Here is a 25286-nt window from a genome sequence, read left to right as displayed (position 1 = left end):
TTAGTTAAGACTAAAACTCTTTGTCAATGTCAATTTTTTTAACGTAGACGCGGAGCGGCTACTCTACGAGAACGCTAAGAGCGAACCCGCAGGGTACCGCTAAGGATGCAGAAGAGATAAATCAACTTTTAGGCAAGTCTGCTTTTAACTTCCTCAGCTAAATTTTCTAATAAAACTTCTATTTGGTCGCCTGTTTTTAAATCTTTGAGCGAGGACTTTTGTGCGGCTGCTTCTTCAGAACCAATAATTACACAGAATTGAATTCCCTGTTTGTCTGCTAGCTGAAATTGTTTACCCAACGGACGCTTATCAAAGCTAGTTACAACATTAATTCCCGCCTGACGCAGATGTTGAGAAACTTTTAAATAAGTGGGCATTAAATCATCTTGCATATTTACTACCATCACCTGGGCTGGTGTAGCGGCTAAGGTACTAAGAATACCAGCTTTGAGCAATCGGCTAATTAAGCGAGTTAAGCCTATAGAAATGCCGACACCTGGCATTTTTTCGCCCAAAAATACCCCCACTAATTCTTCATATCTGCCGCCAGAACAAATACTACCTAATGCTTCATGTCCTAATAGAGTTGTTTCGTAAACTGTGCCAGTATAGTAATTAAGACCGCGCGCAATAGATAAATCAATACAAAAACGATTTTCGGCAACTCCGAGATTGCGAACACCTGCAATTACTGTTTCTATTTCAGTAATTCCCAGGCTCAATTGCTCGGTTTCTGATAGATTTTGTGCAAGGTGCTTGAGTTTATCTAATATTTCATCAACTGAACCGTCAATTTTAATAAAATCAATAACTCTCTGAGCTTGTTCTACTAGAATACCCTCATTTTCTAAATTCTGTTTTACCTTAGTTTCACCAATTTTTTCTAAGGTATCAACGATGCCAATACAGGATTTAATTTGATTTTCAGTAATTCCCACAGATTGAAAAAAACCTGTCAGAATTTTACGATTATTAATGCGAATCAGAAAATCACCAATATTAATTGCTTCAAATATCTCACTGATAATTGCAGGCATTTGAGCATCATAGAGCAAGCTGAGTTCACGACGAGCGACTACATCAATATCGCACTGACGGAATTGACGAAAACGCCCATCTTTTGCCCGTTCTCCCCGAAAAACCACATCCATTTGGTAGCGAGCAAAGGGAAAGGTCAATTCATTGAGGTGACGAGCAATATACGCCGCTAGAGGAACTGTTTGGTCAAACTTTAAAGCTCTCGCTTCTGAACCAGTTTCGCCTGATTTATCCCTCTCGGCTTGTCGATTTGGTGGCAGAATAGGATCAATTCCATAAATGATATTGTCGCCTTGATTCCCTTTGGCTTGCAGTACTTCTAAACGTTCGACAGCAGGTGTTTCTATGGGTGTAAATCCATAGCTTTCAAAAACTTTACGGATGATATCTAGCAAATATAATTCTAAACGCTTTTCGCTAGGCAGAAATTCTGGGAAACCGCTAGGAGTAGAAAAGTTTATTTTGTCACCTTTGGCCACGCGTGTACCTTACTAAGTTGAGCTTTGAGATATTTTAAAGAAGTAACGGGTAATAAATAATAATCACAAATATTACTAATTATCAACAAAAAAATTGCTAATTTGCTAATTAATTACTCTAAGCAATAAGAATTCATCATTATCCTCAAATCTACCCTGAATCATATCGTCCCAGAAATCCCTGTCTCGTTAATTCTGAAGAGAAACAATGGTACAATATTAGGGTATTTATGATGCGCCATCTGCATAGCTACTTCTTTATTGCGATCGCTGATATAATCACCGCTATCTGGTTCAACTACTATATACCAGTTGTAGTGATTTTTGATTAACTCTGGTTGAATTCGGTCAAAAACCTCTTTGCAGCGCTGGTGAAAATTTTTTCGTTCAGCTTGACGTTGGGCTTTCTGCTCTTGTGACCATTGAAGCTCAGGAAATATTCTTCTTCTGTGTAACGTGGGTATAGGTTTTACTTCGGTCATTGTTGTTTCTCGCTTTTAAGTTAGAGCAGCTAAAGATAAGATTGTTTGGCGTTGCTAAATGAAGCTAATTCATATTTTGACTCAGCAACGCCGATTGTTTTATCTTAGCCGTTGTTCTTGAATTAAGGTGCGTTGAAAGATTTGATTGTTTTTAAACCAATGCCAAGTGCGGGCACGATTGTTATTGTCTGGACTAATGTAGATCATTTCATATAAGCTCATTTCTGGGTTTGTCTTATAAGCAAACCACAAAATCACAATCGAGTCATCGGCTTCCCAAGCTTTACCTAGAATGCGCTCGGTGTCAAACCATAGTTTATTATCTTTATAGATTCCCGGAAATTCATGCTCTTCTTGTTTACCATTAGACCACTTATAGCGATTGATTTGGTAGTAGGTATTAGGGTCATTTTCTGGGAATTGACAAGTTAAATGAGACTCATGGCTGTCGAGGATTTTGCCTGCTGTATCAATTAATGTATAAGTTCCTGCCCAATCACCTTCATGACGAGCCAGCACGGGCATTCCTTCTCGAAGAATATTAGACATTTTTATTCACTTTTTATTGTTCTAACATTTGAAAAAATCGGGTAAAGTAATCTGGAAAGGTTTTTGCTGTACAACCGGGGTCTTTAATTACAATGCCTGGAACTTTCAAGCCAGTGACAGCAAAGGACATTGCCATGCGATGATCGTGATAAGTTTCGATCGCAGCTGGAGTAATCGGGCCTGGTTCAATCTTGAGTCTATCGGCAAATTCTTCAACTTGGACTCCTAAGCGCCGCAACTCGGTAACAACAGCGTGAATACGGTCGGTTTCTTTATAGCGAATATGTTCCACATTGCGAATGGTAACAGGTGAACTGGCAAAGGGTGCGATCGCTCCTAAAGTTTGTACCAAATCTGACATATCGTTCATGTCAATATCTATACCCTGCAATTGCTCTGGCCCTGTTACTTCGGTGTAATCATCAGATTCATGAATTTGGCAACCCATCTGTTCTAAGACATCGAGCCAAAGAATATCACCCTGACAGGATTGTTTAGTCAAATGCTTAACCCGCACCCGTCCACCAGTGACGGCGGCGGCGGCAAAAAAGTAAGAAGCATTTGACGCATCAGGTTCTATTGTATAATGACGAGCTTGGTAACGCTGACCTGCTTTAATTTGAAATTGATTTTCACCGATTTCAATCACCTCTACGCCAAAATCTGCCATCAGGCGACTGGTCATTTTGATGTAAGACTGGGAAACCAGTGTACCTTCAACTTCAATAATTGTGTCTTGTTGAGCATAAGGCGCAATCATCAGTAATGCCGAAAGTTGCTGACTTGTTTGGTTGGCTTGCAAACAAAAATTTCCCCCAGAAAACTGCCCACCGTAGATGGTGTAAGGCATAAATCCAGGATTTCCCTCGAAGTTAACGGTTATGCCGCTTGTTTGCAGCACCGTCAGCAAATCACCCATCGGTCTTTCTCGCATCCGAGGAACACCGTCTAGGCGATATTCGCCGTTACCCAATGCCACCAGCGCCGAGATAAACCTTGCTGCTGTACCTGCTAAACCCACAAATAAATCTGCTTGCTTCGCTGGAATTTCGCCTCCCCTTCCTGCCACTTGAATCTGAGCCAGATGAGGATTTAGAGTAATGGGAATGCCCAATTGCTCTAAACATTTAGCAAAATAATCGCTGTCGTCACTAAATAAGGCATTTTCTAAAATTGAGTTGCCTTGTGCTAAAGCAGCAACGAGTAACGCCCGATTGGTAATACTTTTAGAACCAGGAATCTCTACCGTGGCATCTATTGGGCGATTCAAAGCAGGGATTGCAATGGTATCCACTTAAAACCTCTATATAAGTATTCAGCTGCAACTTAATTATTATGTTCTCATATCCTGAATGCTGATTGTTATAGCGGTTCTTAATTACATAGAAATGGCTATGCACTGAGATTAGCTAAGAATTCAAGCCAGGTTGGGTTTTTCTGCTGAGGGATAATAAGGACAAAAATGTTAAGATACACCCCGCAAGATATGTTAATTAAAAGGTAAGATAGCGGCTTTTACAAAGTAATTGCGAAAAATAATGGCTAAATTCGACCCCGCAAAATTAAAAAAAGTATCTGTAAGCCTTCCATTTGGCATTGGTTCTGCTGAATGGGAAGCTGATCCAACGGAACGTAAAGCAGCTTGGTCACTTTACATTGAACTTGTTACCCGCATAGCTGTTCAGCCTTTGGAAACTGACCAAGGACTTCTGCGAGAAGCTTTGACTTCTCTATACAACTTGTTTCCTGTAACACGGCAAATCCTCAAAGAGGCTGGGCCAGATGTGGGAGCATCCCGTGATTCAGTTGGGGGTATTGCGATCGCAGTATTGAATAATGGTTTACGCCCTTTCCTTGCAAAGTGGCATCCGCTGTTACAGACATGGGAAGCAGAGCGTCCTCCTCATCTCAGCCCTAAAGGACATGAGCGCAATTGGTCTGAGGAACTAAAATTACGGGATGAACTGGAATCGCTCAGAAAAGACTTGGAGCAATATGCTAATGCCTTAGCGCAGATTGCTGGTGTGAATGAATAATAGGAGAAGCTTCTAGATGACCGACACTCAAAATTCAATGTGTTCTTGGCTCATAACAGTGTCGCACTCTGAAGGCTAAAACTCTATATTTCTCGCTTGGTGTCACCTGAATCAAAATATTAATAGCAATTTTTCAAATATTTTATTAGATTTCAGGAACAGCAAAGAGAAATTTTGGAGCTACAGATGTGCAGTGATACTTCTGTTAGCCCCCCTTGTTTACAAGGGCGTATACAACAAGATATCGCACAAACAATTCTGAGAGAAAATACCGAATTATTTGTTGTCATTACCAATACATATAGGAGCCTCAAAAGATGAAAAAAGATCAGGTCAAGCTTGATATTTTGACGGAAAGACCAATAGTTAGAAATGATGCAATATCCGAGTTGGATGTTGTCATAGAAGTGCGCTCTGAACAGTCAACCAATGAACTTGATAGAAAAAAAGCTTTGAATCTATGCATTGTCATAGACAGAAGTGGGAGTATGAGCGGAGAAAAACTCGAAGCTGCCAAAAAAGGTTGTATAGATATCTTTAACCAGTTAGACGAGAAAGATTTATTTACTGTCGTAGTATTTGATGACCAAGCTGAGGTAGTTGTTAATCCTCAAGTTCCCAAATCTGAAGTTATCGAAAAAATAAATAGAATAAACACGGCTGGTTCAACTAATCTTTCATTAGGTTGGTATTTAGGGTTGTTAGAACTGCAAACTTACATGACCGATAACCACAATAATAGACTTTTTCTCTTATCTGATGGACAGGCAAATCAAGGCGAAACCAAAGTTACTACCTTAGCCAAAGAAGCTTCTAAATCAAGAGAGCTTAGAATTACTACATCTACTATTGGTATAGGAGATGACTTCCAAGTAGATATTTTAACTGCTATAGCAACCGAGTCTGGTGGTAGATTTTGGTATATTCAAGAATCCCGAATTGAAGATATTATCAACGAAGAGTTCAAAGGAGCTATGTCTATTATTATAGATCGACCCAGGATAGAGCTAAAACTACCTACCGGGGTGACAGTTAGTGAAGAATTAAATAATCTGGGTAAGAAGATAAATGATAAATATCGAACTCGACCGATTAAAGGTGAAGATCAATTCAATTTTGCAATTCGACTTGAAATCAATCCAGAAAAGATTGAAACAGATAATGTAAATTTTCAGGCTATCTTATTTGATGGAGAAAAAAGCATTGTTGATACTCAAATGGTAGTTTATCTGAAATCATATCAAGAATATGTTTCTAGTAAGATTAATCCGATAGTTCAAAGTGTTGTTCAACAATTCCAATCCACTATCACGAATGAAAGATTAATGGAACAGATGTCAAAAGGTGGTTTTGAATTGATGAAGAAAATGCTTATAGAAGATGTCGAAGGAATGCGGAAGGTGAGAGATGCACTTGATGAGGAGAGAGAAGATGAAAGATTTATACAGGAAATAAGGGATTTTCAGCAAGAATTATTCGGCAAAGAGAATGCACTGGTGATTAGCGAAATGCTAGAAAATTTTAGAGAACTTCAAGGAGTTAAAGATTTTCTAAAGCGATGGCAAAAAGTTACAATGCAGGGAAACCAAAGGAACGCAATGCGACAGAACAATTTCATGCAGGGCAGTATTAATAAAATTGATGAAGATTTACAAGCATCTCTATTGGAAGATGCTATTGAATTAGCCGATACTTTGATACAGAGATTTCCAGATAAGGCAAATGAGTTATTAAATTATCAGAGGAAAATTCGTGAGAACTTGGCGCGATATCAATAAAGATTCTTGGACATTTACAAAAAAGCTAATCGTAGGATATGGCGGTGGGATTGGTGTTTACAAAACCTCCTACGCCATCAATCAAGAAAGCGGATTTATTTTAAATGGAAAAATCTCTGCTGATTTAAACATATCAAATCGTCACTCAACAGGTGCAGGGTTAATCTGTCGAGCAGACAACCTTTGGACTTTCCTTGCCTTTCATACCGCACCCAGTGCTAAGGAAGGTGATTTTACTTCAGCAAGAATTAGTCTATTTAAGCAAGGAATGTTTTCGGAGATATTTGCCTCCACTGAAGAAGTACATTTAGATGAAAGATTCAATCAATTTTCCTTAGAATTCTTTTCTGGTAAAGTCAGAGGTGAAATAAAAACCTCACAAAAAATCTATGAACTTACCTACACCTGTCCGCATATCGCATTTCCAGGATATGTAGGATTAGTCAAATTTTATGGAACTGGCGTTTCTGTAAAAAATGTAAGAATTGAAAAGACAGAACTTCCTTTTGAAGAAAAGTATAGCCTGAAAATGAAGAAATTTGAGTACGATATTTTTATCTGTCATTCGTCTAAAGATAAGCCATTTATTATAGACAAGATCATCCCAGTATTTCAGCAGCAAGGAATAACTTACTGGTTTGATGCGGAACAAATTACGTATGGAGATCCAATCACTCAAAAAATAGAAGAGGGTTTGCAAAAAAGCAAATATGTCATGCCATGTTTGAGCGAAAATCTCAAACAGTCTAGTTGGACAAGAGGAGAGTATAGCGCAATTCTCAATGCCGAGTTTAGCGGTAATTCAGAAAGAGTTACTATTCCTCTAAAACTAGAGAACTGCGAGGATAACGATATCCCACTTTTGCTAAGAGATAAAAAACGAGTTGACTATTCCAATCAAGTGGAACTTGCTGAATTTATGAAATTTTTGAAAAGCTAACGAATCAGAATTTATTTTACTTTAATCTTAGGGAGGAGTGGTTAATCCGACTTACTTAAATAACTGATTTAGATTTTAGACATAAATCAAATATACAATCCAAAATCAAAAATTAGTATTCAACTTTATGCTGATTAAGTTAACTTTAATAACCTGCTAATACTGAGAATTACTGGTAGTAAATACTTAACACCAGCACCAGAATCGTTGCTTCTGCCCTCCAGAAACATTTGCCTCCACTGCGCCCGATACTGTATCATATTTTCGCGTAAATTGGCTAAATGTAAGAGGCTGAGGCAATGGAAATAGAGATTAAAATAGGGTTAGTAAAGGTAGGGGTTTACTTTATTAGGAGATTCTATGATGACTTTACAAGAAATTATTAATTCTATTGAAAGTTTGCCCACAGAAGATCGAGAGTATTTATTTGAGTTTCTTCGCCAGCAACGAATTGAGAATCGGCGGGTTGAAATTTTGGCTAATGCTCAGGAAGTGATGCAGGCTTTTAAGGATGGGACGGCTCATAGGGGAAGCGTTGATGATTTGATCGCTGATTTACTAAGAGATGATGATGGAAGTTGTCTGGAGTAGTGGATTTAAGCGATCTTTTAGGAAGATTACAAAGAAAAACCCGCAGTCAAAGAATCAAATTGTCGAGGTATTAAGGCTTTTGGCAGATGATCCATTTACACCATCTTTGAAGTCTCATAAGTTAACAGGAAATTTAGCGGGGTTGTGGTCTTGTTCTGTTGCTTATGATTGTAGAATTATCTTTAATTTCTCTGATGATAATAATTTGTTAGAAATGGTAATTCTATTGATTGATATTGGTAGCCATGATGAAGTTTATTAAATGGTAAGATAGAGGCTCATACATTACTTTGGTGCGGCGCAACGCCAAAAATATTTATGCTTCATTATCAAACCACCAAGGGTCATTGGTAGTATTAGTTTTAATTAAAATAGCTTTTTTTCGCATGAACCGTTTCAGCGCTGCTGCACCCATGCGTGAGCCTCCCAAACCGGAGAATTTGAAGGCGTTTTTCTCTCCCTCGTGCATGATGGCGGTGAGTGCAGCATCGTTGATACTGATGGCACCTGCATCAATTTGGTGGGCGACTTCTAAGGCTTCTGTTTCCGACTTGGCAAATACAGCAGCACTCAGCCCATAAATTGAGTCGTTTGCCAAAGACACTGCTTGCTCAACTGTGGAAAAAGGCATCACTGGCATAATCGGGCCAAAAGTTTCTTCAGTCATCACTTTCATCGAATGGTCAACTTGCGTGAGAACTGTGGGACGACACCACCAACCCCCACCTAAGTCTTCAATTACACCGCCGCAGTGAATTACTGCTCCTTTTTCGACTGCATCTAGGAGATGGTCGCTAATAATTGCTGCTTGTCTTTCGGCGATAATCGGGCCAATTTCTCCACTTTCAACTGTGGGGTAGGCTAGCTGAAGGCGATGTGCTTTGGCTACTAGTTGATGGTAAAACTTTTCAAATATCGATTCAGCAACATAAATTCGCTCAATGGACAGGCATGACTGTCCGGTGTTGACGACGGAACCCCACAATATTGCTGAGGTTGCTAATTCTAAGTCTGCTGATTCTAAAACGATCGCCGGATCTTTTCCCCCTAATTCCAAAAAAGCTGGAATAAACTGTTTAGCAGCCGCTTGTGCTACTTTGTGTCCCGTCGCTACGCTGCCTGTAAAGCACACTAAATCTACATTTTCAATTAAAGCAGATCCGGTTTCGCCTGCTCCTTCCACAAAAGTTAATACGTCACGCAATTTGGGTACAGCGTTGAGCGCTGTTATCAGTGGTGCGACGAAACGGGGAGCAATTTCACTGGGTTTAACAATAACTGCACAACCTGCCAGCAATGCCGGAATAGTATCAATTGTAGATAGTAATAACGGGAAATTCCACGGACTAATTACCCCAACCAATGGGTAAGGAACCGATGTTTGTTGTAATGCAATAAAGGGAATTGCTGTATTTTTTGTAGATTCTTGCAGCAACTCTGGTGCTAACCTACACCAGCGATCAACGCTGGAGAGGAAGGAGTCTATTTCTAGTACCGAGGTTGATAATCTGCCTGTATCATTTACTAAAGCCTCTGTTAAGCGATCGCGCTCTGATAATATCGCTTGCTTCCACTGTTGTAAGGCTGCAATTCTCCCCTCTATACCCAACTGTTGCCAGTGAACTTGCGATCTGCGGCTGCGGTTACATTGCTGTACCAGCAGCCTTGGGGGCGGCGGGATAATGACGTAATCAAATTTGCCAGTTCGGGGGTTGCGGACTTCTATTGTTTTTGTCATTTGTCATTTGTCAAGAGTTATTTATTAGGCGTTGCATATTTGCGGATGATTTATCTCACGCAGAGGAGCCAGTGCGTTGGGCGGGTTCCCCGACTTGAAGCACCTGGCATCGCGCACAGACGCAGAGAGTATTATGCCCAATGCCCAATGCTCCAATTCAAATTATCCCCAATTGAACTAAGCGCTCAATGGTGGCTTGCTGAGTTTGGAGGAAGTGTTTGCGGTCTACTTCACCCTCCAGCATAGTATTAGCAGGGTAAAAGTGTGACTGCTGATAACTTTCGGCGTATAGTTCAAACCGTTGACGTGCAAGTAAATTATTTAACCCTGGTCGGCGGCGATCGCGGCGTAATGCGGCTAAGTCTATCTCTGCAAATGCTGCCATGCTCTCGCCTGTAGCTGTTTCTGCTAATACGATTCCCCGATAATCAATGATTTTAGAGCCACCATCAGCAGATGCAATGGGGATGGCAATATTAGCTATGCCTGCGGTATTGGCAGAAACTACGTATGCCATATTTTCAACGGCACGAGTGATTTTGGCTGCGTCTTTAGGCGTAAGGTTTTTGTTATACACCTCTGATGTCGAGTGCAGAAAAATCTCCGCTCCTCGCATCGCCAGACACCGCGCCACTTCTGGATATAAAATCTCCTCTGATGCCAAAGCTGCTAAATTACCGATCGCAGTTTTGGCAACGGGGAAAACCCCATCTAAACCATAGCAGTCGAGATATTTATCCCAAACATCATGGGGAGTGGGAGCAAACAAAGAATTCAGCCGCCGATACCGTAAGACAATTGAGCCAGAGGGGTCAATGATAAAGCAGGTTTGGAAGTACAATCCGGGAAAGTTGGGGTCAACTTCGTAGGCATTGCCAGCCAAGAAGATTTTATGCTTTTGAGCGATTTTACCAAGTGCTTCATACTCCGCGCCAGCCATCTCCAGACAAGCTTTTTCTGCCCACCCTAAGAGAGAATCTCCCATCGGAAAACCAGTGAGAAAGTATTCTGGCAGTACAATTAAACGACAGTCGAAGCCAATGAAAGCGATACTGGCAGCAATTTGTTGTGCTAGGCGGTTGATGGAGTTTTGCATTAGCGATCGCGCTTCGTGGTAATCGCTTACTTGGTTGACTGCATGACAGGTAACTTGCAGTGCCAAAGCGCGGTAGGATTCTAAATTAGTTGTCATTGGTCATTGGTCATTGGTTATTGGTCATTAGCAAAGGACAACTGACAAAGGACAAATGACTAATTTATAGAATACGATCGCCACCCCAGAGCGATCGCACTAATTTATCTGTCATTTCTGCCCCAAATAGGCGCACAGCGATTTGGTTGTCTGGATCACGTTCTGCGATCGCCTGGCGCACAATTAAATCACGGTTAGACAAAGCAACACGCTGCTCATCTGGTACTGATTCAGCTTCATCTACCCACTTCAACCAGCGATCGATCATCTCATGAGCCACCGTGCGAAGACGAGCTAGTGTCTCTGCTGTAACCGGACTGGTGAAACACAGGCTAGTATGGGATTGAGCTTGACGGATGTACAGAGTTTTGCTGGTATACTGCTTAAATTGAGCATCTTCTCGCAACGCCAAGTATGTCTGGTTCATCGGTTCATAGTAGCGATCCAAATATTCCAGATCAACAAATAGATCGCTCCGAGGAATGTAATCCATGTAGAAGAACAAGTAGGGAACCGTGGCAAACGCAAAAGCTAAATGTGGAACACGGATCTGTGACTTGAGCCAAATAGTTAAGTGCATATTGCAAAAGCCGGATTTGGGGTCACGCAACCATGAATGCACTAACCAATCAATTTCTGAGCCAGAGAAGGTATTGAGCGATCCGTGAGCGCTTCCCGTCATGGCGGCATAGCTTTGTAAGTTCTTGGTAGACGGATCTGGATCTAATTCAAAACGAGCGTCTATTTTCTGACGCAGTTCGTTGGTAATTCCCCACAATTGATCAAATACAGCCTTATTATCTAGATCAGTTGGTTGCTGAGTCATAGTTTGAGTTTGTTACTTTTGGATATAACTTGACGATAAAATCTAGTTAAACTAAATGATAAGTCGCCATGTTATCATCAGACAAATTCCATGCCATATAGTCAGTTCACTCTTAGCAAGGCAAAGAAGGCGTTTGATCTCACTATCGTTGAAGATTCTCGGTTCTTTCCAGAGATTGAATCCATTTCTCCCAGCCCCAGATTAGCGAGTGAACTCGAAGATTTACCTTGGGCGATCGCTGTCGGTTCAGAAAAGGCTCGCTCTGAAACCATTGTTTATCCAATGCTCCAGGAAGTCAGGCGTATTCGCAATCGTCAGACTCAGTTTATTCTCTGGACGCGAGTTTAATCTAGATTCAACTTGTGACCTGACTGGCTATATTGACTTTAGCTGAAAAATCTGTTTGATATAAGAGTAGAGAATTTTGCGATCGCCTTGAGGAGAGACAATAAAGCACTGTTGTCCAATTGCATCATGACGCAGAACAACAACAACGCGCTCTTGTGGGCAAACTCCCAAACAGCTGGTGCTGACAACCCGATATTTACCCCACAATCCATCAAATTTTAGACGAGATTTCAGCCAGTTTTGTAACTCTTCTGAGGCTGTTACACCTCTATTAATTCGATGAGAACTCCCAGAAAATTGCTCTACTGTACACTGTGAACAAACTAACACCAACCCGTCCCACTGGGGAACGAAAGTGGGAATGGGAGGAATAGGAGTCTCTGGCGGGTGATCAGAAGCAGGAGAAATTGGTTTATCAGTGGATAAGAACTGCTGAAAAATTTGCCGGATCAGCGCCAAGATACGTTTGAGCAGTTTCTTCATGGACGAATGGCTTTGCTATTTCTCCAACAGCATCACCGAAATTTCCCGTTGAGTTTGTTCTAACAGATAATGAATGGCGATTAGCCGATCTCTATCTTGGGCAAGGGTCGAGGAACGCAAAAGGAAACTATCAAACTCAGCAGCAATTTTATAGCAGCGATCGCACTTAAATTTATCCGTTGAAGTGGTACTTTTTCTTTTTCCTACTTCCCGAAATTTCTCGCTCATCCTCTTGACAAAATCATCATCTTATTAAATAAAACAGCCCTACCCTGAGATGAGGTTTAGTAGGTTTCAGAGTTTTTCCCTTGTTTAGTAATTTAAACAAAGCTCGACAGACACAGTATGATTTTTATTGGTGAAAAGTATTGCATAGGCGCTATAAATCATCAGGAATGCTCCTCCAGTATTAACGTAGACTCAGCAGTACGGCCAAATTCTTCTGGCGCATATTGCAGGTGAACTTGGGCACCAGGCCAAGAAAATGTACCAGGAGTCACAGAACGGACTAAGTAATGCAGGCTATAAACTCCTGGTTCCAGGTGGTCGGCGTAGGCGATAATGCGATCGCGGTACACATTTTTAAAGCCAAGTTCCCAGCTATCGGCTTTTGCTTGTAATGCAGCTGTAGTAGTTTGAAAACTTGCATCCACCGCCTCAAAACCTGCTGGTAGTGGATCTTTAATCACTATATGATCCACGGTGCGATCGCAAATGATTTCTAAACCAATATCAAACACCTGTCCAGAGGCTAAAGTCAAGGGTTTATCGAAAGCGTAAAGACCTGTTTTTTGTAAAACTTTCTCTTCATTTACTTGACTAATTTCTCGTGTTATGCGTAAGCCGTTAAATCTACCTGATTGATTTCCTTGCAAGCGATAATTATAAGCAACTAGATAGTGTAAAGTCCCATTACCTGATTTTTGCAGCGTTAAATCATTACGACCACGAGGTAATTTATTCATCGGCACATTAAGTTGTAAACTAGGATTTTGATAGCCATTAAACCTATTTTCTCCTAACTTATTACCAGCTAATTGCACTGTGGCAACAAAATTAGGCGGTATTGGTTGCAGTTGGCTATATTCTACCAAAGCTGTTAAGGCTTGGGCATTATTATAGTTAGTTTGCCATGTGCCATTCCGTCGTAATGCCAGAAGACTTTGGAATAACTTATCTATAACTTCGGGTTTACTCTGCTTGGCAATAAATAAACGTAAAGCTTCCGCCTGCGTCGCGGTAGATGAACTCATCCATCCCCAACTATCTGGTAAACTTACAACTGCTGTGCGACCAGTTTCATAGATATTCTGTTGTAGTTTGTTCACCAGTTGTTGAGATTCGTCTTGCCATTCTGGGAATTGAGATAAGTATCGCGCTAGTTTAATTTGAGTTACGACATCAAAGTTATTGCGTTGTCCATAAATATCTGCAAGAAAGGTATTGCGTTTTTCCCCAATTTGTGCCAGTGCGATTAAAGCATTAAGTTGCAGTTGCCTTTTACATAATTGCTGTTTGCAAAAATCGTATTCTCCAGGATTCGCCAGAACTTTTTGCAAATAAGCTTTCAGGCGAGACAGCATTGCAGAATCGACTAAATTAGGGAATACCTGACTGGCTTTAGCCAAAGACTCACCCGTGTATGAAGAAACCCAAGGGTCGGATTTTTCTTGTCCGGGGAAAGCAGCAAAACCACCATCTGCTATTTGGAGTTTTTGTAACTTTTCAATTGCTTTACTTGCCTGTTGGCTAGGATTAAATTCTGCAAATGCCTGTCCATATTTTTGGGCAATAGTTTGCAAATTAGCCGCAATGATTAATTGACTAGCCGCGGGTTCGGTAAACGGCAAATCATCATCTTCTAAAACCTGCTTTGCTGGTGCTTTAATCTCCGTTATCAAAGTACTCGCCAACTGAATATCTAAACCTCCCGCATCAGGGAAGGTATTTTTATCAACATTCAGGGGAATTTTCACTTGTTTTTCAGTGACACCAGTTTCAACGACTTGTTCTGTAATTTCAATTGGCTTAATTTCCAAAGGTACTTCAAAAGCATCTGCGGCTGTATTTAGCTGAGTGGTAAAGCGAACTTTCGCAATTCCCAGACTATCCGCCACCATTGGAAAGCGATAAGCATGAGTTGCAGATTCAGCTTTGGTTTGCAAAGAAGTCGTTGTGGGATTTTTATCGGCAAACTTCACAGTACCGCTAAGTTCGCCATTTATTGAGAGATTTCCTGTATTCCCAGTGTTGTTAGTTACAGATAAACCAGCAAGGATGCGATCGCCTGGACGCGCAAACTGTGGCAAAATGGCATTAGTTAGCAGTGGCTTTGTGGTGATAAACGTCGCTTCGCCATTCCCGAAACGCAGATTTCCATCGGTGGCCACAGCCATCACCCGCCATGTAGTTAAGTCATCCGGGAGTTTAAAGGTTATCTGTGCATTACCATTTGCATCGGTGAGGACAGAACCATTATAGTAAGCTAAGGCTTGAAAATCTGTGCGAGTGCGAGTATTTGCTGCACCAGTTGAGAAACCACCGCCATAACCCCAACCTTTTGGTTTAGCTACATCCTGTGATTGTAATATTACATCTGGTCGATTATCGCTAAAGCGGGTAGAAATTGGCTGTTCTGCATAAACTGTATCTACTAAATTCGGTGGACGATAACCAGAAAGTTGTAACACCGCTTCATTTACCACCATGACTGTAAACTGTCCTTGGGTGGGGTTTCCTTGATTGTCCTTCAATTCTAGTTGTACTGTTTCCTCTGCACCAGGTTCTAATGATGCTTGCACAGGTTTAACTTGTAGTTTTAAATACTTATCTTCTAAGTTAACTTTAAAAGGTGTAAAACCAATCTTCACCAAGTTATCTAAACTGGGTGCTTCCACTTGGTTTATGGGTTTACCTTGTCTTACTAAGACAGCTTCGATGGCTGCATTTGGCAGCATTTCTGGCGTAACTTGAAACTGAATTTGTGGTGCGCCTCCCTGAACTTTGGTAATTTGCTGATAAAGGGGTTTGTCTTTAATCACAGCAAAATACAATTCTGCATCTGGATAGGGAGATTGAATTAGTGCAGTAGCGGTTTCACCAGGTTTAAATTCTTTTTTATCTAATTTAACTTCTAAGACATCTTTTTCTCCCGAACCCCAAAATACTGAATTTCCTCCAGTTGCCCAAATTTGTAAATCTGTGGCACTTAATTCACTTTTTGCATCGCTAAAATTAACTCTAATCCGATATGAACCAGATTCCGGCGCTGTCAAATTTACCGATTGCAGATTGCTAGCAGATGTAATTTCTGCTTGTCCGACTGTTTTATATTCAACTTGATTTTTTGGTGTTCGGCTACCTTCAACTAATTGCGTGACACTGCTGTATTTTATCTGTTGTAATTCCAGGCGTACCCGTTGACCTGTTATCGGTTTTCCTGTAGGATCAGTAACAATCACTTCAACAGGAAAAGCTTTACCAGCATCAGCGATAAAATTACTTTTTAACCCGATAAGACGATTACTTGGTAAAGCTGTAAAAGTTTTGGAATTCGCTACAGATAGATTAGAAACATCTGCAACTTGCACATCCACTCGGTAAGTCATGGGATATGGTAAATCATTAGCTACATTCACAGGTTGACTACTTTTACCATTAGCATCTAGCTGGGCATTAGTTTGCAACACATCACTAGATATAGTCGGAGTTTCCTCAGGCCACAACCATTGTCTACCAAAAATAAATTCCTCCCAACCTTTAGGAATAAAATTAGATTGCTGGCGAGTAATAAAGTATTTTGCTTCTCCACCTTCTACAGGCGCACCAAATAAATAATTACTTGTAGCATTAATATCAACTTTCTCGTCAATGAGAGCAAATTCTTTATCTAAGTTGAGTTCGACTTTAAAGTTGGGTGGCTTAAACTCAGCAACTCGAAATTCTCCAGAAATCTCTTGCCCGTTCTTTCCCTTAGCCTGGATTGTATGGTAGCCTAAGCGCTGAGTAGTTGTGATTGGCATTTCCAGAGAAAACGTGCCAAATTCGTTTGTAGTTTGCGTACCTAAATTGGTCTTTTGTCCATCAGGATTTACCAAAGTTAATTGGTAAACAGCATTTTTATCTTGCTGGATTGCACCATTTTGTAAATAGTCAGCAAACCCAGTAAACCAAGCTTTTTCTCCTGGTTGATACAACTGTCTGTCTGAAAAAATTACCCCGCGTGATTCTGGCTTCCCATTTTGCCAACCTGCATCAATACCATAGCCATAAACACCGCTATATTCTTCTGTTCTAGCAAATGCCCAATCTTGATTTTCACGGGCAATTACTAATAATTGTGGTGATTTACTAGAATTTTGATTTCCAGAATAACATTGCTGTAATCCTTCACGAATAAGTCTAAAAGTTCCATTTTCATCAGTTTTACCCGTTGCACAAGGTACAGGTTCGGGGCGAGATTTTGCCTCTAATTTTGATTGATAAATATCTATAGTAGCCGTTTTAACTGGCGAACCATCTATAAGATGATTAACGCGAATTAAGCCTGACTCAGGAAACCACTGAGTAAATACGCCCAAATTCGTCAATTCAACAAAGCCATAAGTGGTAGGTTCTCGCCACAGTTCCTTACCATTCTCTTGATATTTATTAGTCCGGGCTTGCACTCCATAAGCTAACATTCCCGTCGCGGCACTTATTTTTTCCCGGAGAGGAACAGCAATGTCAACTGTTTGATTTTTCTTACCTGAGACTTTAAAACTTTGCCAATCAGAAGGTTTTGGTAATAAGTCATTACCATAATTAAAATAAACTAAATCTGTCGGGTTAACTACTCGATAAGCTGCTTTGTATTTAGATTCTGGTAGATTTCCTACACTAATATTTAGCTGTAAATTTTTACTTGTGGGGAAAATATTTAAATCGGATGGTACCCAGATATCCCCAGCTAAATCTCCAGTATCATATTTAAGTGTGACAGGTTTACCCAAAGTTTGCCCAAACTTATCTTTGAGATTAGCGCCAATAGTAATTGTATAAGTCTTGGCAGGTTCTAGCGCATAAGGATTGATACTGACAATTTTATCTTCATCATTTATTTGAATAATCCTCGAAATGGCTTTTGGTGCTGGATTAATAGTAATATTTTCTTTAGCTGAATCTGGCACTAAGATATTATTAAATTCTAGCTGCGGACTGCCTTTAAGAAATCTTCCAAAAGTTCCACCGGCATCTGGCTGTCCATAAAAGTTAATTTTTTGAAATGCCAAAGGTGAATAAGTTGCTAACTTAGTGACAAATTCTTTCTCTGTAGGTAGATTGCCATAAGCAGGACGGATTCCGGGAGAAAATACTAAGCGATAACTTGTCGATTTTTCGAGATTTTGCTGTGGGATGAGATTATAAATCCAATTCCGTGCTGAAGGGTCAAATTTTTCTAAAGGGTCTTCTTCATTTTTTAATAGCTTTTCTTCTTTGTTGAATTCGACTTTAAAACCTGTACCTTTATTTTGTCCTTCGGGAATTAACTGTAAATGTTCTTGTACAGAAGCTAAATCCAATTCTACATTGGAAGTAAATTGTAACTTTGTTTGTAAATCAATTGGTTCAATGTCAGCCTTTTCAACAGGATTGACACCAGGGAGATTAGTTAGGTTGATAGATTCGGTATTGAAAGTCCAAGGTAAATCTTTGTCTAGGCGATGATTTTTTAAATCGGCTAAACCTGCTTGAAGAGTGACTTGAAATCTTGTCGCTATTGGCAATGCTTTATCAGCTTGAAATCCTACCATGCGTGGTGTTAAAAAGCGAAATTGGCCGGGTAGAGGCGGCGACAGTGCAAGTTTTTGTAATAATTTTTGCTGTTCTGGATTATCAAGACTTTCAACTGGTATTAAAGCTTCTTTGAAACGGATGCGGATTTGGTTAAGAGATTTTGCATCCCCAATGGGGCTAATTTGTTCAATCCAGTCTGGTAGTTTCGGCGGTGTGAGTGAGGAAACTGTTGGGAGTTGTTCTTTAGCTGAATTGATACCTAATAAATTACATCCTGCCATTCCTAGCATAAATGTAAAGAGAAGAAGAAACTGTATTTTTCTCTTATGGCTCGAAGAATGACTAATTTTTTTTAACATAGACGCTTCGGCTTGCCGCAGGCTACCGCCAAGGACGCGATAGAGAAATTTATGGTAGGAACGAAGTAGAACTCTGATAATCATATTTTTAATAATTCAAAATTCACAAATTATAGCTAAAAAAAGTTCGTACTCCCTGATTAAGTTGGCAATGCCAAGACTAATAAAGCAGGCAAGATAATTAATTATTGTCGCTTAAAGTTTGAATTTAACTATGTTTATTTACATAGATAACTAATTGGTGTGATTATTCTAAAAAATAACTACAATTCTTAACTATAAATAATTATTTAACTTCTGTAAAAATTAATTTACAGATGGTAAGGTATTTTGAATAACTTATTAAGTATTTGACATATTTACTCATTAAATGTAGTCGCTGCGTCAAAATTAAGGTAGGTTTTCTTGGGCAGGGATTCCCTGATGAAGCTAATTTCACGATCGCTACTCAAAATTAAGCACACGAGTAAAGTTATCCTAGCTGTGCTGCTAATCTGTCTATTAGTACGCCTACTACCTTATTTTGCACCCATTCGTGCCGCAGACATTGCCCAAAATCAGTTGGCAATGCAATTTAGCGATCGCAATGGTTTACCATTAGGAACATTGCTCACTCGTGACCAAGAGCATACATCAGTAGTACCACTAAATCAAGTTTCTCCTCAGTTTATCCATGCTATTTTAGCTGCCGAAGATAGCAGCTTTTACCATCACGGGGCGTTGGATATGAAAGCTATTATCCGCGCCAGCAAAGAAGCCATCCACGCGAAAAGAGTTGTTTCCGGTGCTTCCACTATTACTATGCAGTTGGCGCGGATGTTAGATCCTGTGCCTCGCACCTTCTCTGGTAAAATACAAGAGATTTGGCTATCTTGGCGGTTAGCAGCAGGGATGAATAAAGATGAAATCCTGGCTGCATATATTAATCGGCTGCCAATGGGAGGCAATATATATGGTGTAGAAGCAGCCGCGCAGACTTATTTTTCTATCCCAGCTAGTGAATTGAATCTTGCTCAAGCTAGTTTATTGGCTGCTATTCCTAATAATCCCACATACTTTAACCCTTACCAGCATTGGGAACGGCTGAAGCAGCGACAAAAATACGTCCTCAATCGTATGGTACAGGAAAACTATATTAGTGAGTCTTCTACGAACGCAGCACGAACATACACCGAAAAAGTTGTGTTTCAATCTCGCCAACGGGGAATTATCGCCGCACCACACTTTTTATTTTGGTTCGCCAATCAGTTTGATAAGACGCAAGCAGAACAAATTTCCCCTATCCGCACAACTATAAATCGTCCTTTGCAGCAGTTTGTCGAAGCACAGGTGCAACAGGTAATTTCTTCTCTAACCGCTAACAACGTCCATGATGCAGCTGCGTTGGTGATTGACAACCGTACTGGTGAAGTTTTGGCTTATGTCGGCTCACCTGATTACTTTAATGAAATCCAACTAGGACGGAATAATGGAGTGCAGGCGCTACGTCAACCAGGATCAACACTCAAGCCTTTTGTATATGAATTAGCTTTAGAAAAAAATTTAATTCGTCCAAATACTATATTAGCAGATGTCCCCGCCCATTATGCAATTCCCGGCGCAAAACTTTACAGCCCCACAGATTATACCGAAAGCTTTCTTGGCCCTGTACGGGTGCGAATTGCCTTAGCAAATTCTTTGAATGTACCAGCAGTGCGGGTGTTAGAAAAGGTAGGTGTACAGACTTTCTTAGAACGTCTGCATCAACTAGGATTTGAACACCTCAATCAAACTCCAGAACATTATGGTTTGGGTTTAACTCTAGGTAGTGGCGAAGTCAGTTTATGGGAATTAGCCCGTGCCTACCTGACCATAGCACGACTTGGAGATGCGATCCCTTTAGTAAGCACATTTTCCAATTCCCCAATCCAACATTCAAAACCTAAAATCTCAAATTCGACAACGTGGGAAATAATTACTGATATATTGAGCGATCGCCATGCTCGTGCAACGGCATTTGGTGTAGACTCAGTGTTAAATTTACCCTTTCCTTCTGCTGTCAAAACTGGCACTTCTTCCAATTTTCGTGATACTTGGACAGTTGGCTTTACCACAGATTACACCGTCGCTACTTGGGTAGGCAATTTCAACGGCGAACCGATGCGACAAGTTTCAGGCGTTACAGGTGCAGCACCATTATGGAATCGAATTATGTTACATCTGCACGAACATCAAGAACCAGCAGATTTTCCATCTCCAGAAGGTTTAGTGCAGTTATCTGTATGTGCAACTTCTGGGTTACGACCAACACCAGATTGTACCTCAGTAGTGCAAGAATATTTCTATCCAGAAGATAAAATTGCCTACGAAGGTGAAAATCAATTCAATTTGCCACCAGAATATAATGAGTGGTTAGCAAAACAACAGCAATCGAATTTTACTTCTACCAATTTGAGAATTTTATCTCCGCATCATGGCGATTTATTCTTAGTGTATCCAGGTGAAGAAGCCAAGCAAAAACTCGAATTTAAGCTAGTAGGAAATAAATCTGCGCCTGTAGAGTGGTGGCTGAATGGTGAAAAGTTAGATACAAACTCAGCTAATTCTTTATTTTGGTATCTACGTCCTGGTAATTGGACTTTGGAAGCCAGAAGTGGGGAAATGACCGACAAGGTAAGTTTTCAAGTGGAGTTGGCTAATATTAAACCTACACGTCGAGGATTTTCTATTAGTAACTCTTAAAGAGATAGCGTAGATGCCCATAGTTGTCGGCATCATTTAGATATCCTATCTGGCTTTGTTAATATATTTGTTTACCGTGCCTGCTTGATAGGAATCTCAATCACAAACTCTGTACCCTTATCAGGTACAGAAATACACTTGATTTTTCCCTTGTGCTTATCTACTATAATTTGGTAACTAATAGATAATCCTAAGCCAGTACCTTTACCTACAGGTTTAGTAGTAAAGAAAGGATCAAATAATCTAGTCTTAACTTCATCTGTTATTCCTGGCCCATTATCTTTAATACTAATAATGACGCACTCTTTATTCTTAACTTGAGTATGGACAATAATAGAGTTAAGGTGTTTTTTAACTTCTCCTTTTAAACACTCTGCTTCCCATTCATATAAAGCATCAATAGCGTTACTTAAGATATTCATAAATACCTGATTTAATCCTCCTGCATAACATTCAACAAGAGGCAAATCACCATAATCTTTGATTATTGCAATTTCCTGCTGTTTATCCTTTCCTTTGAGACGATACTGTAAAATTAATAGAGTGCTATCAATTCCTTCATGAATATCAACAGGTTTGATTTCTGCTTCATCAAGACGTGAGAAGTTCCGCAAAGTTAACACAATCTCGCGGATGCGGTCAGTACCAACTGCCATTGAGGATAATACTTTCGGCATATCATCCATAAGAAACTCCAAATCTATCTTATTAATCACACTAGTTATTTCTGGGTTGTAATTAAAATTTTGTTGCTGATACAGGTTAATTAAACTTAGTAATTGGTGACTATATTCTCTAAGATGCATTAAGTTACCATAAATGAAATTAACTGGATTATTTATTTCATGAGCAACGCCAGCAACTAGCTGACCTAATGAGGACATTTTTTCAGTTTGAATAAGTTGTACTTGAGCGTGTTGTAATTCTTGCAGTGTCTGTTGTAATTGAATGTTTTTGTGTTTTAGTTTTGCCGTTCTCTCTGCAACTTGCATTTCTAAGTTATAATTCGTTTCTTCTAAAGCAGCTTGAGCAATTTTCTTAGCTTTTAAGTATTGCTGTAATAAACGCAATACTAAAAGCCATGCCGGAATCAGTATTACTAAACTTATAATAGATTCTAAAATTGCCCAAAATACTTTTTTGTAATAATCATCAATTTTATGCTGTAACTGAAGTGAGATATTACGCTTTCTTTTAGCAATACCATCAGCATAAATTTGTTTTTGATGTTCATAATCACGGCTAAAAAGTAGTAGTTGTGCTATTTGTTTTTGATTTTTTCTAACTAATTCAAAAGATTGATATTCCATTGCAACTAAGCGCTGATTAGCAGCATCAACTTTTTTGGAATCCTCATTCTCATATACTTTAGGAGCCAGTTTAATAGATTCTTGAATGGCAATATCGAGTTTAGGTTCAAATTGGCGATACCGTTCTTCCCAAATAAAGTTGCCTGTAGCAGCATTCATGCGTGCTGACATCGTTAATACTTCATCAAGATATGTAATTTCATCACTCAGTGTCTGGAGTTTAAATTCATATTTAGTAATACTATTAAAGTTATAATATGCTTGCCAGTTGAGAAAAATTTGAGGAATAAATAAGAGTAATGTTAGCAATACTGTTACAATTACTATTTGAGATGGAACGAGTCTCAGTTTATTAGGCAGGTGCATTTTGATAGTATTTTTTAGATCCATGATAATTCGGTATTAACAAAATTTAATCCTATTTTATAAGTTTATTTCATCAGTATTAATACCGAAAATACTTCTCAAATATCCTATAGTTTCATTTTGATAATTTTCAAAGTTAATCTCATTTATGTTTTTTATTTTAATTTTTCTGCCATATATAAAGCCTAAGTTAAAAGTTATTAAATCTAATGTCGAAAAATTATAAGGATATGGATATATAAATTTAGCGGAAAGTTTAAAGATGAATAAATGTAATTTATTCGTCTTTAAGTCATTACCCATTGTAAATCCAATTACAAAAGCTTCATCTTGAGGAGAAATACCTCTACCTAAAAGTATGTGAATATAATCATGATGACGCAGACTAATTTTTCCAGGTAACGCCAATAAACTATTAGGGTTCTCTAGTAACCAAATTACAAAAGGGATTTTTGGTTCATGTAAACTAAATACTACTGAATGTACTTCCTTGAAATTCATTTGAGCTATGTTTAGTTGAAAAGCTTTATCTAAATCAAAAGCCATAATAGATATACTTGTAACAAAAGAACTAACTTATTAGTATTTGTTTTTCTTTGAATTTGTCTATATTTCCCGAAAAAATTATTTTTATTTTTATAATTAAGTATAAAAAAACTCTTTTTTATGAAGTTTAAGTATTATCACCGAATCTAGAGTAAGGGCAAAGGCATCTAGATGAGGAATCATCGACTGATAAGGTTTCATTGCGAGCGTTCGCAGAGCGTCTTGTAGAGTTGCAAAGCAATTTCCAGACAGTTGGCCTCACGACAGATTAAACCGTCGCTACCTGGGTAGGCAATTTCAACGCCGAACCGATGCGACAAGTTTCAGCCGTTACAGGTGCAGCACCCTTGTGGAATCGGATTATGTTATTTTACAGCTATCCATTGCGTCACAGATGCCATTGCTCGCCAGCCCAAAAATTTACCAATAGGTTCCGCCCGTTGGATGGCAATACGAGTTAAATCACCACCGACTTGTTCATGCCATTGAAATAAAGTTTGCTCACCTTCTACCGTCACAACATTTGCCACCAAACGCCCACCTGGACGCAGTGATTCCCAGCAAACATCAAAAAGCCCGGTTGCTGTCACCCCACCACCAATAAAAATAGCATCTGGTGTAGGCAAGTCTTTCAGAGCATGAGGCGCTTTACCTTCAATGATTTGCAGATTTGGAGTACCGAGAGTGGCGGCATTATTGGCAATGTAGAGTAGTCTAGCTGAGTTTTGCTCGATCGCGATCGCCCGACACCGAAAATCGCTCCGCATCCATTCAATAGAAATTGAGCCGCAACCCGCGCCAACATCCCATAACAACGCTCCCGGTGTGGGTGTCAAAGCTGCTAGAGTAATTGCCCTAACTTCACGCTTCGTTAACTGTCCATCGTGCTGGTAGGCGTTATCTGGTAATCCTGGTAATCTTGGTAAAGAGATAACCCCAGCATCAGCAATACAATCAACTGCGATCGCATTCAAAGCAGCCACTTCGATTTGATTCCACAATGCAGCTGTGCCTTCGACAATTCTTTCATGATTGCCACCCATGCGCTCCAATACGGTAATTTTGCTACACCCATAGCCCCGATTTGTCAAAATCTCGGCAACAATGGCGGGTGTGTCCTTTCCTTCACTCAAGATTAATAGCCTCGCTCCCGGATAGATGTAAGACTGGAGTAGGGAGGATGGACGACCATTCAAACTCAAGGTTTCCACCTCAGTTAAAGACCATCCAACCCTGGCACAGGCGAGGCTGAAGGTTGAAGGTGCGGGGATAATCGTCATTTCTGATCCGGGAATTCGCCGCATCAAAGTAACACCGATGCCATAACACATCGGATCACCACTGGCGAGTACGCAGATTGACTGACCCCGACGTTGGATAATCTCCTCAACTGAAGCGCTAATGGGAGATTTCCAGAGTAGTTTTTCACGTTGGTCATCTGTAGAGAGCATTGACAAATGGCGATCGCCTCCCACAATTACTTTAGCTTGATCGACTAAATAACGAGCGATCGGGCTTAATCCCTGTAATCCATCTTCCCCAATGCCGACGATAGAAAGCCATTTTTCTGTCATGCTAATTCATAAATGTACTATACTTTTGCAGAAATTGACCCAGAAATTAAATTCCTGAGCTAAGTATCAAAAAGTTGCAACTGGTGGTCTAGGCGGCTAAACGAAGAATTTGATCTAGCTCACGTGAGCGTGGCGTCAAGTCCCCTTCAGGAGCG

20 protein-coding genes are annotated in these 25286 nt (G+C 39.9%); 7 read left to right on the top strand and 13 right to left on the bottom strand.

Annotated features, from left to right (window positions below; translation table 11 throughout):
* Positions 1–128 precede the first annotated feature (128 nt).
* The 4 genes from hisS to aroA form a co-directional block, all read right to left on the bottom strand.
* A complete protein-coding gene (gene hisS / locus ACEW80_RS08005; RefSeq protein ID WP_373526082.1) occupies positions 129–1517 on the bottom strand; it encodes a histidine--tRNA ligase in 1389 nt (462 codons plus the stop codon).
* 161 nt (positions 1518–1678) lie between these two features.
* Positions 1679–1999: a hypothetical protein gene (locus tag ACEW80_RS08000; RefSeq protein ID WP_373526081.1), complete on the bottom strand. Its 321-nt coding sequence runs from the start codon at positions 1997–1999 to the stop codon at positions 1679–1681.
* 99 nt (positions 2000–2098) lie between these two features.
* Positions 2099–2548 (bottom strand): DUF3598 family protein, encoded by a 450-nt coding sequence (locus tag ACEW80_RS07995; RefSeq protein WP_373526080.1) that lies wholly within the window; start codon positions 2546–2548, stop codon positions 2099–2101.
* A 13-nt stretch (positions 2549–2561) separates the two neighbouring features.
* Entirely contained in the window at positions 2562–3842 is a 1281-nt protein-coding gene (gene aroA, locus ACEW80_RS07990; protein WP_373526079.1) for a 3-phosphoshikimate 1-carboxyvinyltransferase, read from the bottom strand.
* A gap of 244 nt (positions 3843–4086) precedes the next feature.
* Between aroA and ACEW80_RS07985 the strand changes: the two genes are divergently transcribed.
* The 5 genes from ACEW80_RS07985 to ACEW80_RS07965 all read left to right on the top strand — a co-directional run bounded on the left by ACEW80_RS07985 (position 4087) and on the right by ACEW80_RS07965 (position 8155).
* Positions 4087–4584 carry a hypothetical protein gene (locus tag ACEW80_RS07985; protein ID WP_373526078.1) on the top strand — a complete coding sequence of 166 codons (498 nt, stop codon included), beginning with the start codon at positions 4087–4089 and terminating at the stop codon, positions 4582–4584.
* Positions 4585–4901: 317 nt separating this feature from the next.
* The gene (locus ACEW80_RS07980; RefSeq protein WP_373526077.1) at positions 4902–6362 is read left to right on the top strand and encodes a VWA domain-containing protein; all 1461 of its coding nucleotides are present in this window, start codon (positions 4902–4904) and stop codon (positions 6360–6362) included.
* Positions 6337–7302, top strand: a complete 966-nt coding sequence (locus ACEW80_RS07975; protein ID WP_373526076.1) for a toll/interleukin-1 receptor domain-containing protein — start codon at positions 6337–6339, stop codon at positions 7300–7302. The genes ACEW80_RS07980 and ACEW80_RS07975 overlap by 26 nt, the downstream gene beginning before the upstream one ends.
* A 360-nt stretch (positions 7303–7662) precedes the next feature.
* Positions 7663–7893 carry a hypothetical protein gene (locus ACEW80_RS07970; protein WP_373526075.1) on the top strand — a complete coding sequence of 77 codons (231 nt, stop codon included), beginning with the start codon at positions 7663–7665 and terminating at the stop codon, positions 7891–7893.
* The gene (locus ACEW80_RS07965) at positions 7874–8155 is read left to right on the top strand and encodes a type II toxin-antitoxin system YafQ family toxin (RefSeq protein ID WP_373526096.1); all 282 of its coding nucleotides are present in this window, start codon (positions 7874–7876) and stop codon (positions 8153–8155) included. Before ACEW80_RS07970 ends, ACEW80_RS07965 begins: the two co-directional genes overlap by 20 nt.
* Before the next feature lie 54 nt (positions 8156–8209).
* Here the strand turns inward: ACEW80_RS07965 and ACEW80_RS07960 are convergent, their stop codons facing one another.
* The 3 genes from ACEW80_RS07960 to ACEW80_RS07950 all read right to left on the bottom strand — a co-directional run bounded on the left by ACEW80_RS07960 (position 8210) and on the right by ACEW80_RS07950 (position 11649).
* Entirely contained in the window at positions 8210–9631 is a 1422-nt protein-coding gene (locus tag ACEW80_RS07960) for an aldehyde dehydrogenase family protein (protein ID WP_373526074.1), read from the bottom strand.
* A gap of 157 nt (positions 9632–9788) precedes the next feature.
* On the bottom strand, positions 9789–10823 hold the full coding sequence (locus ACEW80_RS07955) for a nitrilase-related carbon-nitrogen hydrolase (protein WP_373526073.1): 1035 nt from the start codon (positions 10821–10823) through the stop codon (positions 9789–9791).
* 64 nt (positions 10824–10887) lie between these two features.
* Positions 10888–11649: a red chlorophyll catabolite reductase gene (locus ACEW80_RS07950; RefSeq protein WP_373526072.1), complete on the bottom strand. Its 762-nt coding sequence runs from the start codon at positions 11647–11649 to the stop codon at positions 10888–10890.
* Between the two features lie 90 nt (positions 11650–11739).
* On the opposite strand from ACEW80_RS07950, the gene ACEW80_RS07945 reads away from it, so the two are divergent.
* Positions 11740–11997: a hypothetical protein gene (locus tag ACEW80_RS07945; protein ID WP_373526071.1), complete on the top strand. Its 258-nt coding sequence runs from the start codon at positions 11740–11742 to the stop codon at positions 11995–11997.
* 27 nt (positions 11998–12024) lie between these two features.
* Here ACEW80_RS07945 and ACEW80_RS07940 read toward each other — a convergent pair whose 3' ends face one another.
* The 3 genes from ACEW80_RS07940 to ACEW80_RS07930 form a co-directional block, all read right to left on the bottom strand.
* A complete protein-coding gene (locus tag ACEW80_RS07940) occupies positions 12025–12480 on the bottom strand; it encodes a hypothetical protein (RefSeq protein WP_373526070.1) in 456 nt (151 codons plus the stop codon).
* 15 nt (positions 12481–12495) lie between these two features.
* Positions 12496–12708: a hypothetical protein gene (locus ACEW80_RS07935; protein ID WP_373526069.1), complete on the bottom strand. Its 213-nt coding sequence runs from the start codon at positions 12706–12708 to the stop codon at positions 12496–12498.
* Between the two features lie 161 nt (positions 12709–12869).
* Entirely contained in the window at positions 12870–18545 is a 5676-nt protein-coding gene (locus ACEW80_RS07930; RefSeq protein ID WP_373526095.1) for an alpha-2-macroglobulin, read from the bottom strand.
* A 492-nt stretch (positions 18546–19037) separates the two neighbouring features.
* On the opposite strand from ACEW80_RS07930, the gene pbpC reads away from it, so the two are divergent.
* A complete protein-coding gene (pbpC, locus tag ACEW80_RS07925) occupies positions 19038–21335 on the top strand; it encodes a penicillin-binding protein 1C (protein WP_373526068.1) in 2298 nt (765 codons plus the stop codon).
* A gap of 71 nt (positions 21336–21406) precedes the next feature.
* Here the strand turns inward: pbpC and ACEW80_RS07920 are convergent, their stop codons facing one another.
* The 3 genes from ACEW80_RS07920 to cbiE form a co-directional block, all read right to left on the bottom strand.
* Positions 21407–23011: a sensor histidine kinase gene (locus ACEW80_RS07920; protein WP_373526094.1), complete on the bottom strand. Its 1605-nt coding sequence runs from the start codon at positions 23009–23011 to the stop codon at positions 21407–21409.
* 57 nt (positions 23012–23068) lie between these two features.
* Complete coding sequence (locus tag ACEW80_RS07915; protein WP_373526067.1) at positions 23069–23557, bottom strand: hypothetical protein; 489 nt, start codon at positions 23555–23557, stop codon at positions 23069–23071.
* 365 nt (positions 23558–23922) lie between these two features.
* Positions 23923–25131: a precorrin-6y C5,15-methyltransferase (decarboxylating) subunit CbiE gene (gene cbiE, locus ACEW80_RS07910; protein ID WP_373526066.1), complete on the bottom strand. Its 1209-nt coding sequence runs from the start codon at positions 25129–25131 to the stop codon at positions 23923–23925.
* Positions 25132–25286: the final 155 nt, after the last annotated feature.

Origin of the sequence: Nostoc sp. (genome assembly GCF_041747015.1) — a bacterium.
Lineage (GTDB): Bacteria > Cyanobacteriota > Cyanobacteriia > Cyanobacteriales > Nostocaceae > Nostoc.
Note: the sequence above shows the minus strand (reverse complement) of the source record. Positions and strands in the feature narration are given on the sequence as shown.